Below are 13,669 nucleotides of genomic sequence, written 5' to 3'. Positions count from 1 at the left end.
AGTACCTTCTTTCATTTTTAAAACTCAGATTAGACATTCCAGCGTTGCTTTATAAACGAGTTAATACCCGAAGATTCTCTCGGACCCACCAAGATTTCCCAGCCCGATAATTCCTGAAGTTTTCCGCTTAATACGGCAACTCCACCGGGGAGGATTGCTTTTCTGTGGTTAACTTTTTCAGCAATTCCGCTTTCCTTTAAGAACTGAGCTATTTTTTCAGGAGTGAATTTTCCGGCTGCCCAGGCTGTTAATACGGAAGTTCCGTCGGTATCCACCGGAAGGATATAAGCCGGAATTCTTGCTCCTTCTACATCACCGGCAACACAGAAGTAAGTCAACGAGAAGTTGGTGGTTATAAATACAGGAGCATCCGGACCGGGATTCAAAATTTCGTAAACCTTAGGTTCAACCGCAATTGGTTTCTGCGGGTCGGTGTAAATGTTAAGTCTTAAGGTGATTAGCGGTAAAATATCTGCCGGTTCTACGGTGTTTAAAACAATGATACCGGCATATTTGGCAATGTAAACCGAAGCTTCCATCACTGCCTGATACGGATTTTCATCTAAGGCAAAGGCTATGGTTGGGTAGCCAAAAGGCCGGAAAAGTTTTTTGATAGCCAGGCGTCTAATTTGCGTTTGATAGAATAAGCCTTCACTAATGTTTTCCGGTTGCGGATCTAAAATAAGGTTTTTATAACCTAAAGCAGTTATCTTTTGCACTAACTCCGCCAAAGCATCTAAACCTTTTGCACTAACAGTTAACGGAACATTGTATTTTTTAGCAAGTTCTACCATTTGCTCGTAATTATCAGCAGTTGCTGCATAAAGTAGCGGATTATTCGCGCCTTCTGTTTCTAATGCTGCGGCTAACTGTTCAGGGGTACCGATTAAAATAAAAGGCAGATCGGTAACTTCCCGGGCAGTAGCTACAGCTTTGGCAAAGGTCGCCGCATCTTGAGAGCTACCTTTTAAAGCTACAAGATTTACCGAATGCATTTGTCCAACCCGGTCAAAAACCAGTTTATTTATTTTTTCAACTCTTTCTTTAATTTCTCCCTCACTTAAAGTATCTTCTACCAAAATAGCCAAACCGCAGGGATGTTCAAACCGTTTATCGTGACGGAATAATACCGTTTCGTGACCGATTTCCAATACTTTTTCCCCTTTACCCACTTTAATTAAAGCTACCGGTGGAGCTGAAGCGGATTCCAAAAGCTCTTTAGCCTCATCACTGACATATGGGCAAGCATCCAACCCCGCCTTACCGGCGGCAATTTGCATGGCAAAAGCAAGACAAGTTGGTTGACCACATTCTTTACAGTTTTTCTTTGGCAGATGCTTATAAATTTCCAATCCCGTTAAGCCCATTTCCGATTCTCCTTTCTTTAGTTATTTTTTAAATCTTTAAATCTTTAAGCAGGCGGAAGGAAATTCCTTCCGCCTGGAAAGTACTTTTTTAGAGTAGTGGCTCCATGGAAAGAGCTGGATGCCCTTTTTCTTCTAAGAATGGCAGAACTTCGTCAACGGTAGTACCTACTGTTTCATCGGCAATTTTATCAATAAAGTCCCTACCAAGCCCTTCTTCTTCAGCTCTTTCTTCAATAATTGACCGTAATTGTTCTTTTAAGTCTTTTGGCATCCAAACTACCCGGGCAAGGCCTCCATCGGCTTTAACAAATTTGCGCGAGCCGATATAAGACTTACCAATTCCCATAAACCCTGGAGTCTGGGTACCTCCACCCACCATACCGGCTAAAGTGGAGAAAGTCATACCAATAGGAGTCATCCCGCTGTGTTCCCGGTTAACAATCATGAAACCATTTAATTCTGGTAAGTAGGCCATGATCGCTTCAAAACAACCGCAGGAAGTCATCGGGTACTCCATAATGGTATAGAGGTTCATTCTTTCAATGGTGCGTTGTGAATTCTTGTAAATGTACTCGTTAAATGACTCCCACTGACCTTTAACCGGGTCAATTAATCCTTCCTTAGGAATGGGCTGGTTGGGACCATTGGGGTTAATTTCGTAAGCCGCCTTAGCGTCCAACCAGCTGATCGCTCCGCACAACCCCACCCTTTCCGGTGAAACTATGCACACGTGGGTTGGAGCAAACGACTGACAGAGCAAGCAGGAGTAATAGGTATCTACAGCTTCATCACTTAATTCTCTCAACCGTGCATCCCGTTCAGCATATTTCTTTCGGGCAATTTCCCTGAGTTCTAAGACTTTTTGTTCATCGGTATAAATTGTTACCTGGACCCGGTCAACGATAGATGGAAACTCTTGCTTGAATTTAGCATAAAGAAGTTGTCCTAAATGTTTCAGCCGCGCTCCCTTGGCAAATGCTTCTTTACTAATGCGAACCCAGGTTAAATCCCGCTGCGCGGTATGCCAGAAACCTTCACCGTAGTTGGTAAAGTAGTGAATCCTTCTTTCCAGTACCGGTTCAAAATCTTCCTGCATTTTCCGACCGTAAATGTCAACAACAATACCAATGGGCAGTCTACCACCGGGCTCTACCGAATCAATATCCGGTCCAATTACTTCGACCTTACCGTCTTCAATTTCATCCGGTCCAACCATTCTTACTAATTCAAAGCTTGGAGTCTTACCACCGCCAAATTCAACGTGCATATCACCCTTCCGAATGGACTCGCCTTCAAAGGCAGGTCCAAAGTTAATAGGAAGGTCAATATCGATAGAAGTTATCTTGATACCACGGACTTCCAAGGCAGTTTGTACAATTTTATCATAATCCGGTTCAGAAATAAACCAGTCTTTAATTTGTTTGTCTTCGGGAAGAGGCTGGTCGGTAATCACCGGAAAACCGGTAAAGATAGCTCCCATTGCTGCCGCAGTCTTGACCATATCATGTTCGCCAAGATAGAGAACAAAAGCTAAAACTCGGCGGCGCTGGTAATCCCTATGAGCATCACGAAGTCCCGGGGCAATACCTCCAAACATTAAACCTGCCCGTAATGCATAGTTTGCCGCATGGACCACCTGGGTAAAGTTACCCAAAGGATAGGCAATATAGTCAACTCCCAGTTTAACATTTTCTTCTAAAAGCTGTTCAATAATTTCATCACAAAGGAAAAGCATTAAACCTTTACCCATCAGGTCATCGACAATCTTCTTCGCAGCTTTGCTATCTTTTGCCCGTCCAATAATAATCGCTTCTCCGGGAATGGTCCAGTCAACCATTTTTATACCGTACTGCCGGACCACCGGGTCACCAATAAATCCGGTCCAGGGAGGTACAACAATCGGGTTTTCCGGAGTGTGTTTAAGATAGCGTAAAGCCTCGATAATTTCTGCGGCGTACCAGGTTGCTTCACCGGCCAAGCGAGCATTTTCAAAGGTAAGCTCGCTTTTAATTTGAGCACGCATCCGGTTTAAAATTGGTACCATATCTTTTAATGTTCTGACTTCTTCACCGCTAAAAGCCCGAATTACCGGCAGAAAATAGGCAGTATCAGGATAACCTACCGGATGGTCGGGTCCATATTTTTCAATGGCCCGGGAAAGGAGAATTTCCGCATAACTGGTCGCAGTTATTGCTCCTTCATAAACCTCTTTAAAAAGCCTTTTGGGTTCTTTACCCGGTTCAATTGCCCCTTCAAAAATTTGATCAAAATTAATAACTTCGCTCATATACTCCCCTCCTTACCTTAATAGTTTTGGCAGAGGGCGGTCTCAAACTTTTCTGCCGTTTGCTTGTGAACGCCCAACTTCCAAGTTCTGTATTCAAGCGCATTTAATATCTTCCTGGCAGCAACCACTGGATCAACTTCAAACATGAAATAACCACCGTAAACATCGGAAGCAATTTGCGTGGTAATGCTATAGAACAGTTCACTTCCTTCAAGCGGCGGCATGGTACCTACGTGTACCGGCACACCGAGTGTAACAAACCAGGTACCAATTGATACTGCTTTACCGCTCATAGCTTCAGGAGCTGACGCTACAAAAGGTACTTTCGGTGTATCCACACCAAGATCTTTTGCCATGGCTACCAAAATATCCGAAGCGCGGGTATTATCTACGCATGAACCCATGAAAAATGCTGGGGGTAGTTGACCCTGAAGTCCTGCTTTTTCTTCAAGCATCTTAATGAAGGACTTAAGGCCTTCTCCTGCAAGTTCTAACGCTTCAGGCCGTAAGAAACCGTGTTTTGCAAAAGCTTGAGCTGAACAGCCGGTGGTTACTACAAATACATCGTTTTTGAGCATTTCCTTTAAGATAGTAATATGGCTTTCATCCTGCGGCCGTTTCAAGTTGTTGCACCCGGCAAACAAAACAACACCTTTTAATTGACCGGATAAAATAGCATCGTTTAATACCCTGATGGGATTTTCCTGATTGACATGGGCGAATATTTCCATTAAAGCTTCAAAGCTAAATCCAGCTACAACTTTATGTTTAACCTCGGGAATATGAACGGGCTTGCCAACTCTTTGTTTGAATGCTTCAATTCCTAAACGGACAATTTCCTTGGCGCTTTCAAGGGCGTTTTCAATATGGAAAGGAACATGGTAGGTTCCGGGCATTTTTGCAATGTTTGATGTGGTAATAAGTCTGGTATGATAACATTCAGTGACTTGTTTTAATCCTGGCATTATGCACTGCACATCAACCACAACGGCATCCATAGCTCCGGTAACGATCGCAAGTTCGCTGGAAGCAAAGGAAGTTGCTAAATGAACACCTCTTCTCATTAATACTTCATTTCCGGTACAGCACATACCCACAATATTTATACCTTCCGCTCCGGCAGCTTTAGCTTCCTCTTCTAATTCTTTTGCCGCATCTACAACTTTTTCACTTAAGAGGGGGTTGTGTCCGTGGACAGCAATATTCACCTTATTAGCATCTAAAACCCCCAAGTTTGCCTCCGTAACAATTGGTTTAGGAGTACCAAAGAGAACATCCGAAAAATCGGTAGCAATATGCATCCCGGCATAATCGGTTAAGGCAACCCTTAAAGCACTGAAAGTAATGTTAACCGGGTCATCGTCATTTCCAATATGAGCTTGTGCTAAAAGATCGGAAATATCCCCAAAAATACCGGAAGGCATAATATTGCATTCATCATATTTTTCCAACCGTTCTTTATTTAAGGTAGTTTTGATCCAGAGGTTTTCACCAAATCCGGGTAACCGCGCAAAATCTTCAAGAGCTAATTCGGCAACTTCCTTTGCTAAGGTCATATCGTCTTTTCCTTGAGTATCAGCCCAAGCCTTTGAGCAATTCTTCTTAATTTGTCCGGGTCAGTAATCTTATAATCGGGAGCTTTACCTTCTGCTAATTCCTTTAAAGCATGGGCAATGTGGCGGGCGTGTTCATTATGGGCGGCCGCTCCGGTCAAGATTAATGTTCCGACAGACCTGGCTGCAATGGTCCACGCGGAAGCTCCACAAATTCCCTTCTTGCTAGGATCATCGTTTGGTAAACGACAAGGTCCCTGTAAGCAAAAACGACAGCATAATCCCTTATAACCAAACTGACATTGGGGCTGCATTTCTACAAAACGATCAAACGCCGTTTTAACCCCATCTTTTTCAGCTTTCTCCAGCATTTCCAAAGCAGCAGGATCGATAGTTCTTTTCCGATTCTTGGGTTCCCAAACCCGATCTGCTTTGGAAGGTTTTGAGGTATGCTCTAAATCTCTAAACCTTGGCATTTAATAACCTCCTTTTTAAATATTTTTAAGTAAATCTTAAAAGCACCCCCTCTTGTTTTGGTTATCCCACCTCCAAACGCAATTTTTGGTATATGTCATGAAGATTTACAAAAGCCGGATTTGTAGACTGCCAAATCTCTTCGCCTTTTAATGAAAGTTCTATAAATAGTTCATTATACGGTATAATGCCCAGAATCTTATCTTCAGGCAAATGCTTTTTAATAAGTTTTTCTTCCTTAATATTCCTAACTTTGTTAATCACATAGCGCACCTTTTTTATGCCCAAATCCCCCGCTAATTTTTCAATATTTAAGCCAGTTTTAATGCTGTTTAAATTTGGTTCAATTACCGCAATCATCATGTCAACCGCTTTGGCCGTACCCCGGGTTAAGTGTTCAATACCAGCTCCCATATCCATGACAACCGCTTCTTTTTTATCCAAAAATAACGCACTTACTACTGAACCCAAAAAAGAATTTTCCCGGCAGTAGCATTGGGATCCACCTTTTTTTATTTCCCCCATGCGAATTAAGAAAATTTTGTCATCAATATAACGACCGTACTTATCAAGATCACCATCAACCTTAGGATTTAAGATTAAAAGCCCCCCATCCCCGGTTTTTTCTCTTATTTCATCTTTCATTTCGATTAAAGGAGTTATAGCATAAGCTTCTTCAATGGACAGACCCAAGGTTTGCCCTAAACAGCTATCTGGATCGCCGTCAACGGCATAAATCTTATCGTAATCGGAAGCCATAATTTTTATTAAGCCTGCTGCCACTGTGGTTTTTCCCACTCCGCCTTTTCCTGCAACCGCTAACTTCAACTTTTTCCCCTCCACTGACCGTCGTTTAACTTAAATATTCGACCATTTAACTTAATTTTCCTACCACTCACGGAAAATGTTTTTCAAATTTACATAAAAATTTTTCGACATTCTACTTAAAATTCCTGCTTATAATATATAAAATTTTCTGAATTATTTGTGATTTTTATAACATTAAAAAACAACCCTTTACCGGATTTAAAATAGCAGATATTTCTTTTTTAAGAATTTATATTCAAGGAAAAGCGCTAATACTCCGGTTACAAAGATGAGTAAAGTTAAAAGTTTTAGTGCTGAAATTAACCTATTCAACCTTTTTATTACACCGGTTAAACGCCGGTTTTCAGCGTTTTTCACCGCTAATTTTGTTAAAAGTTTCTCTTTTTCTAAAGAATATTTTGCAATTTCTAAATCTTTACCCTTTAGCGACTGCCGAAGCTTTAAAACATAGGTTAAAATTTCTTTTTGCTCTTTAATCCTATTTTGGTTATCCTTTTCCCAGTCTCCGGTATAGATTGCACTCCATAAAACTGGACCCCATTCCTCCTGCGGATAAATACCTAAAGCTAAAGAAATTATCGATATTATTCCATCATCCACAAGGATTTCTGCCCGTACATTCTTTTTAAGTTTTTGGGCAAATACACCAAAAACCCCTTCATTGCCGCTTCCAATTATGGCAACAACTGTATTTTGGAGACTTCCTGTTTCATAAAGCTTTTCTATGATTTTATCAGCTAATTTTTCTTGACCTTTTTTAAAAGCAAGAATAAACCCGTATTTTTCCTTTGAACCGAGCTTTGCTTCAAAATAACTTAAATTAGGCAGGTATTTAAACCCGGAATAATTTTTTAAATTAAATCCATACCCATAAACCTTATAACCGTACTTTTCAGCCAAAATAGGGAAATTCGTTGCAAAACCTTTTAATTTTAATACCCGTTCAATTGTTTGTTGAAAAGCCAAATCTTGACCTTCAATTACACCGCTATATCCCATTTCGTAAAGATTAACTAAGTTTGGAAGGTAAATTTGATAAAGTTTCTCGCGATTAAAATCTTCAATAAAAATTAATACAAATTTCGAGGTGCTCGCAGATGTTCCTTCGGTAGATTTTAACTGTTCGGCATAAGCAAGAGAATTTAAAATAAGAAAAATAATTATTACTTTAAAAAATTTTTTTAACATTCTCCCTTACCCCCTTAGGGTTTATTCTAAAAAAAAATATGCCCTAAGAGGACAATCTATGCTAAAGCAGATGCTTTTTCCATAAAATGTACCCACCGGTAAAATAAACAACAGTTATAAAAATAAAGATTTTACCTTTCTGGTCTGCCGGAAGAGCATTTAAAATTGCCGGAGAACCCAAAAAATAAGCTGCATAAAAGATAACTATTGCTAAAAACTGAATACTTTTAGCAAACGAAGTTACTTGTCTTTCTAATTGACGTTCTTCTATTTTGAGAGTGAATTTAGCTTTTTCTAAGTTTGCTAAACTACTTTCTAACATTCCTGGCAAAGCAAAAAGCTTGTCAACTAAGTTATATAAATCTAAGGCAACTTTTTTAAAGGATGGAAACTTAAAAATTCGTTTCCGTAAAAGATTGGTTGCTAACGGCTCCGCTAATTCGGCTACCGATAAGTTACTGTTTAAATTCTTCACTATTCCTTCTAAAGCAATAATTGTTTTCGCTACTAAAACAATTTCCGGTGGAATTATTATTTCGTGCTTTTGGGCAAGGTTTAATAACTCTTTTAATAATTCTCCTAACGATAAAGAAGATAATGGGACGAAATAATAGCGATTTAAAATTTCCCGAACATCTTTTTTTATTTCCGCTGGAATTATGTCTTGTCTTTGACTTAATTCAATTAATAACTCGGAAATCCTTGCAAAATCCTTCCTTACTACACTTATTAATAAAGTGATTAGTATTTCCCTTAACCACGGATTTAAAAAACCTACCATCCCAAAGTCATACAAAATAATGTCCCCCAGCGGAGTTATTGCAATGTTGCCCGGATGGGGATCAGCATGAAAATAGCCGTCTTCTAAAATCTGCAAAATAAAAATTTCCACTAAATCTCGAGCTAACTGGTCCAAATCGATACCCATTTCAATTAGCTGGAAGCGTTCACTTACTTTAATACCGTAAACCGCTTCTAAAACTAAGATGTTTTCATTGGTAAAGTTCCAGAACACTTCGGGAATAATTAGTTTTTTATATTTTATATTTTGCCTGAAATTTTCTATATTCCGTGCTTCCCCGGTGTAATCTAATTCCCTTTCCAAGCTTGATTTTAATTCTTCCCACATTCGCAAAGGTTTATTAATTTTTCCCCAGTTGGTTTTGTTTTGAATAAAGGAAGCAATTTGATATAGAATTTGCAGGTCAGTTTTAATCAGTTCATCAACCCCCGGTCGTTTTACTTTTACAACCACATTTTTTCCGTTTTTAAGCTTGGCCCGGTATACTTGCCCTATGGAAGCGCTGGCAATGGGATTTTCATCAAACTCAATAAAGATATCGTGCAGGGGAGAGCCCAAGTTCTTCTCAATATATGAAGCTATAACTTCAAAAGGAACCGGGGTTACTCTATCCTGTAATTTTTCCAGTTCAGCTTGAAAGGGCTTGGGAAGTAAGTCTCTTTGCGTACTTAAAACTTGTCCAAGTTTGATAAATGTTGGTCCTAATTTTTCTAACATTTCCCTTAAATTCCCGGCCAGTTCAATTAAACGGTATTCGTTGATTTCCACTTTATCCAGTGCTGCTGGCCTTTTTAAATAAGTTAAAATAAAGCCAAAACCAAATTCAGTAAAAATACGGGCAATTTCACGAAACCTTGAAAGGTGCTTTGGTGTTAAAGGAAACACAATTGATCCCCCTTAAAAAAACAAGGGGTTGCTACCCCCTGTTTTGTTCCTGGATTTTATTTTCTAATTCATTTAAGCGGTTTTCTAAAAGCTTTAGTTCATCCCGCGTTACTAAGTTTAACTCTTTAACTATTTTTTGCAATTCCTCTTTTATTTCCGCTTTTAATTCGTCCTTGTGGGTTTTGCCTTTTTCAATTATTTCATTTAGAAAACTCTGGGCTTCATCTTTGCTCATTTTCCCTTTTTCCATTAATTCCTTCAAAAACTCCTCGGTTTTTTCTTTCGTAAGAGTTATCAAACCTAAACCTAATAAAATACTCCGCTTAAAGATATCCATAAATATCACTCTCCTTATGGCAAATTATAACATAAAATTTAATTGCATACCACTATTTTATTCTTTAAATAAACATGTTATACCTTGCTTTTTTAAATTTAATACTTGACGACCTTACACCAAATATATATAATAGAAAATGTCCGGAATGAACAGTTCAAAATTACGGGATGTAGCGCAGTTTGGCTAGCGCGCCTGCCTTGGGAGCAGGAAGTCGGGGGTTCAAATCCCTCCATCCCGACCAGTGAAAAAATTACTTTATAAAATTACTTTAGATAATTTGGAGGGGTTCCCGAGTGGTCAAAGGGAGCAGACTGTAAATCTGCCGGCGAATGCCTTCGTAGGTTCGAATCCTACCCCCTCCACCATTATTAAGAATAAACGTCAGAGGTCACTTGATCTCTGACTTTATTTAACTTAATACATTTTACTGGGGCGTCGCCAAGTGGTAAGGCAGCGGTCTTTGGAACCGCCATTCGTTGGTTCGAATCCAGCCGCCCCAGCCATTTTTATATGTGCGGCAGTGGCGGAACGGCAGACGCGCTAGACTCAGGATCTAGTGGGTTTATACCCGTGGAGGTTCAAATCCTCTCTGCCGCACCATTTATGAGAAAAAACCCCTTGAAGGTTTACTTCAAGGGGTTTTTCTTTGCCATTAATTTTCTGCTGCAGCCTTAAATGCCTTATATGAAGCTTCAATGGTTTTATCTAAATCGTCTTTGGAATGGGCAAGGGATACAAACATGGCTTCAAATTGCGAAGGCGCAATATAAATTCCATTTTCTAAGAGAGTCTTAAAGAACACCGCAAACTTTTGAGTATCGGATGTGCAAGCAGTTTTATAATCCACCACTTCCTCCGAGGTAAAGAAAGTGCAAAGCATCGATCCGACCCGGTTAAACCAGAGCTTTAAGCCCGCGGCTCTTGCCGCTTCTTTTAAACCGCTTTCCAGATAACTTGATTTTTCTTCTAACTGCTCATAAACCCCTTCTTCCTTTAAAACAGTTAACGTGGCAATACCGGCGGTCATTGCCAAAGGATTACCCGAAAGAGTTCCTGCTTGATAAACAGGTCCGGCCGGTGCCACCATTTCCATGATTTCCCGCCTGCCACCATAAGCTCCTACCGGTAAGCCTCCACCAATAATTTTTCCGAGGGTTGTAATATCCGGTTCGACGTTATAGAGAACCTGAGCTCCACCCCAGTGAACCCTAAAACCGGTCATAACCTCGTCCATTATTAGCAAAGCACCATATTTTCTGGTAAGCTCCCGAACACCTTCTAAAAAGCCTGGCTTAGGCGGGACTACTCCCATGTTTCCGGCCACCGGTTCTAAAATAACGGCAGCAATATCATTACCTTCCTGGGCAAATATTTCTTCTAAGAGAGCTAAGTCATTAAATTGAGCAGTTATCGTGTTGTTGGCAATATTCGCCGGTACCCCGGGGCTTGTAGGAACACCTAAGGTTAAAGCTCCAGAACCTGCTTTAATCAACAAAGAATCCGCATGGCCGTGATAACAACCTTCAAATTTAACAATTTTATTTCGTCCGGTAAAACCCCGGGCCAAACGGATGGCACTCATGGTTGCTTCGGTACCCGAGTTTACCATCCGTACCATATCCATTGCAGGAAAAGCATTAACAATAATTTCCGCCATCTCGGTTTCCAAAAGAGTTGGAGCCCCGAAACTCGTACCTTTTTTTAAGCAATTGGCTAAAGCTTCTTCCACTTTGGGGTGGCGATGCCCTAAAATAAGCGGACCCCATGAGCCAACGTAATCAATATAACAATTCCCGTCAATATCGTAAATTTTTGAGCCTTCGCCCCGTTCAATAAAAACCGGATTTAAGCCCACCGATTTAAAAGCACGAACGGGACTATTAACTCCTCCGGGAATAACTTTCTTAGCTTCGCTAAAAGCTTCGATTGATCTATCGATTTTTAAAGGCATTCTCTCACTCCTTACTTTTAATATCCCTTACGCCCCTGGTATAGGCACCACGGCTCTTCAGCCATGTAATCGCCATCATGGTAGAAATAAGCCCGAGCCCGACAACCGCCACAAATTTCTTTGTATTTACAGGTACCGCATCCACCCTTATAGTTTAATGTACGCAGCTCGTTTAAAACCGGATTATTTTTCCAGATTTCACTAAACGGTACTTCCCTTACGTTACCTAAGGGAATATTAAGATAGGCACACGGTTGCACATCGCCTTTAGGGCTTATAATGCAGTAAGAAATTCCCGCCAGGCAGCCTCTTCCAAACCGCAAATCCATGCCCATTTGTTTGGCAATCCGCATAAACTGGGGAGCACAGGTAGGTTTTAATTCAATAGGGACTTCCTTTTGCTTTTTCATTATACGATGAAGAAGTTTTTCGTACTGTTCAGCCCTTAAAGACTCCTGCTCAATATTTACCGCACGTCCGGTTGGAACTAAAAAGAAGATATGATGAGCTATTGCACCTATTTCTACGGCAAAATCGGTTAATTGCTCTACCTCATCGTAATTCCATTCCACCACTGTAGTGTGAATTTGAAAGGGTAACCCTGCAGCTTTACAATTTTTCATCCCTTCCACAGCCTTTTCCCAAGAACCGGGAGAAGCCCGAAAACGGTCGTGTTTTTCGGGGTCAACGCTATCCAAGCTAATTCCCATAGCTAAAGCTCCGGCTTTTTTGAGCTTTTGCGCCATTTCCAGGGTAATTAAAGTGCCATTAGTACCAAAAACCGGTTTTAAGCCTTTTTGGGAAGCATAATCTACCAGTTCAAGGATATCTTCCCGCATTAAAGGCTCGCCCCCGGAAAATATCATTATCTTAAACCCGGCTTTAACGATTTCATCAATTAATGCCTTACCTTCCTCAGTAGATAGTTCTTCTTCAACCTTTGCTCCCGCATCCCGGTAACAATGTTCACAATACAAATTGCATTGATTGGTGGTATTCCAGGAAACTAACATTTATTTTGCCTCCTTTAGCCATTTAACAACATCTTTAGCATGATAAGAAATGATTAAATCTGCTCCGGCCCGTTTCATTGAGGTTAAGATCTCCAATACAATCCGCTTTTCCTCAACCCAACCATTACGGGCAGCAGCTTTTACCAAAGCGTATTCTCCACTAACATTATAAACACAAACCGGATAGCCAAACTCTTGTTTTACCCGCCAAACTATATCGAGATAGCTTAAAGCCGGTTTTACCATTACTATGTCAGCACCTTCTTCAATATCTAACCATACTTCCCTTAAGGCCTCATTCCCATTGGCCGGATCCATCTGGTAGGAACGGCGATCGCCAAATTGCGGTGCTGACTCAGCTGCTTCCCTAAAAGGCCCGTAAAAAGCTGACGCATATTTTGCTGAATAAGCCATGATCGGGATATGCGAAAATCCATTTTCATCCAAAGCCTCACGAATAGCCCTTACCCTTCCATCCATCATATCCGAAGGCGCAACCATGTCCGCTCCTGCTTTGGCATGTGATACGGCGGTTTTTGCTAAAAGTTCCAAAGTTTCATCGTTTATCACTTCTCCGTTACGCACAACACCGCAATGACCGTGACTGGTATATTCGCAGAGACAAACATCGGTTATAACATAAAGTTCAGGAATTTCTTTTTTTATTGCTTTTATAGCCCTCTGGACGATACCATCGTCCTGATAGGCTTCACACCCAAACTCATCTTTATGCTCGGGAATACCAAAAAGGATCACCGCTGGAATACCAAGCTCATGCACCTCTTTTGCCTCTTTAACTGCTTCATCAATGGATAACTGAAATACTCCGGGCATGGAACTAACTTCTTTGCGGTATTTTTCCCCCGGTGCGATAAATAAAGGATAGATAAAATCTTCGGGATGTAAGTGGTTTTCCCGAACCATAGAACGTATTTTCTCATTAGCCCGAAGCCGCCGCATCCGTAGCTTTAAATCCATAAC

The 13,669-nt window shown here is 40.7% G+C and carries 9 protein-coding genes, 4 tRNA genes and 1 pseudogene; 4 read left to right on the top strand and 10 right to left on the bottom strand.

Going from position 1 to position 13,669, the window contains the following annotated elements:
• Positions 1–29: 29 nt before the first annotated feature.
• The 7 genes and pseudogenes from acsC to CHY_RS05655 form a co-directional block, all read right to left on the bottom strand.
• A complete protein-coding gene (acsC, locus tag CHY_RS05685) occupies positions 30–1,367 on the bottom strand; it encodes an acetyl-CoA decarbonylase/synthase complex subunit gamma (protein WP_011344137.1) in 1,338 nt (445 codons plus the stop codon).
• 88 nt (positions 1,368–1,455) lie between these two features.
• Positions 1,456–3,654 carry an acetyl-CoA decarbonylase/synthase complex subunit alpha/beta gene (acsB, locus tag CHY_RS05680; RefSeq protein WP_011344136.1) on the bottom strand — a complete coding sequence of 733 codons (2,199 nt, stop codon included), beginning with the start codon at positions 3,652–3,654 and terminating at the stop codon, positions 1,456–1,458.
• A 17-nt stretch (positions 3,655–3,671) separates the two neighbouring features.
• Positions 3,672–5,521 (bottom strand): annotated as a pseudogene (gene cooS, locus CHY_RS05675) (anaerobic carbon-monoxide dehydrogenase catalytic subunit).
• Between the two features lie 223 nt (positions 5,522–5,744).
• Positions 5,745–6,509 (bottom strand): carbon monoxide dehydrogenase accessory protein CooC, encoded by a 765-nt coding sequence (locus CHY_RS05670; protein WP_011344135.1) that lies wholly within the window; start codon positions 6,507–6,509, stop codon positions 5,745–5,747.
• A 198-nt stretch (positions 6,510–6,707) separates the two neighbouring features.
• Entirely contained in the window at positions 6,708–7,697 is a 990-nt protein-coding gene (locus tag CHY_RS05665) for a hypothetical protein (protein ID WP_011344134.1), read from the bottom strand.
• 61 nt (positions 7,698–7,758) lie between these two features.
• Positions 7,759–9,384: an ABC1 kinase family protein gene (locus CHY_RS05660; RefSeq protein WP_011344133.1), complete on the bottom strand. Its 1,626-nt coding sequence runs from the start codon at positions 9,382–9,384 to the stop codon at positions 7,759–7,761.
• A 31-nt stretch (positions 9,385–9,415) separates the two neighbouring features.
• Positions 9,416–9,721 carry a phasin family protein gene (locus CHY_RS05655; protein WP_011344132.1) on the bottom strand — a complete coding sequence of 102 codons (306 nt, stop codon included), beginning with the start codon at positions 9,719–9,721 and terminating at the stop codon, positions 9,416–9,418.
• 166 nt (positions 9,722–9,887) lie between these two features.
• On the opposite strand from CHY_RS05655, the gene CHY_RS05650 reads away from it, so the two are divergent.
• The 4 genes from CHY_RS05650 to CHY_RS05635 all read left to right on the top strand — a co-directional run bounded on the left by CHY_RS05650 (position 9,888) and on the right by CHY_RS05635 (position 10,324).
• Positions 9,888–9,965 (top strand) — tRNA-Pro (locus tag CHY_RS05650).
• A 38-nt stretch (positions 9,966–10,003) separates the two neighbouring features.
• A tRNA-Tyr gene (locus CHY_RS05645) sits at positions 10,004–10,089 on the top strand.
• A gap of 63 nt (positions 10,090–10,152) precedes the next feature.
• Positions 10,153–10,227: transfer RNA gene (locus CHY_RS05640), tRNA-Gln, on the top strand.
• Positions 10,228–10,238: 11 nt separating this feature from the next.
• Positions 10,239–10,324, top strand: a tRNA-Leu gene (locus CHY_RS05635).
• 52 nt (positions 10,325–10,376) lie between these two features.
• On the opposite strand, the gene hemL is transcribed toward CHY_RS05635, so the two are convergent.
• From hemL to hemB, 3 genes are read right to left on the bottom strand one after another with little or no spacing between them, the layout of a single operon-like run.
• A complete protein-coding gene (gene hemL / locus CHY_RS05630) occupies positions 10,377–11,675 on the bottom strand; it encodes a glutamate-1-semialdehyde 2,1-aminomutase (protein ID WP_011344131.1) in 1,299 nt (432 codons plus the stop codon).
• Positions 11,676–11,692: 17 nt separating this feature from the next.
• Positions 11,693–12,688, bottom strand: a complete 996-nt coding sequence (gene nirJ2 / locus CHY_RS05625) for a putative heme d1 biosynthesis radical SAM protein NirJ2 (protein ID WP_011344130.1) — start codon at positions 12,686–12,688, stop codon at positions 11,693–11,695.
• Complete coding sequence (gene hemB / locus CHY_RS05620; RefSeq protein WP_011344129.1) at positions 12,689–13,666, bottom strand: porphobilinogen synthase; 978 nt, start codon at positions 13,664–13,666, stop codon at positions 12,689–12,691. It abuts the gene before it with no gap.
• Between the last annotated feature and the right edge of the window lie 3 nt (positions 13,667–13,669).

This window comes from Carboxydothermus hydrogenoformans Z-2901 (genome assembly GCF_000012865.1).
In the GTDB taxonomy this organism is placed as follows: domain Bacteria; phylum Bacillota; class Z-2901; order Carboxydothermales; family Carboxydothermaceae; genus Carboxydothermus; species Carboxydothermus hydrogenoformans.
The sequence above is the reverse complement of the archived record's forward strand: the minus strand, read 5'-3'. Positions and strand labels throughout refer to the sequence as shown.

Bases quoted from the DNA above. Each gene is read 5' to 3' on its own strand.
- CHY_RS05655 (WP_011344132.1), bottom strand. From the start codon at position 9,721: ATGGATATCTTTAAGCGGAGTATTTTATTAGGTTTAGGTTTGATAACT.
- hemL (WP_011344131.1), bottom strand. From the start codon at position 11,675: ATGCCTTTAAAAATCGATAGATCAATCGAAGCTTTTAGCGAAGCTAAG.
- hemB (WP_011344129.1), bottom strand. From the start codon at position 13,666: ATGGATTTAAAGCTACGGATGCGGCGGCTTCGGGCTAATGAGAAAATA.
- acsB (WP_011344136.1), bottom strand. From the start codon at position 3,654: ATGAGCGAAGTTATTAATTTTGATCAAATTTTTGAAGGGGCAATTGAA.
- acsC (WP_011344137.1), bottom strand. From the start codon at position 1,367: ATGGGCTTAACGGGATTGGAAATTTATAAGCATCTGCCAAAGAAAAAC.
- CHY_RS05665 (WP_011344134.1), bottom strand. From the start codon at position 7,697: ATGTTAAAAAAATTTTTTAAAGTAATAATTATTTTTCTTATTTTAAAT.
- nirJ2 (WP_011344130.1), bottom strand. From the start codon at position 12,688: ATGTTAGTTTCCTGGAATACCACCAATCAATGCAATTTGTATTGTGAA.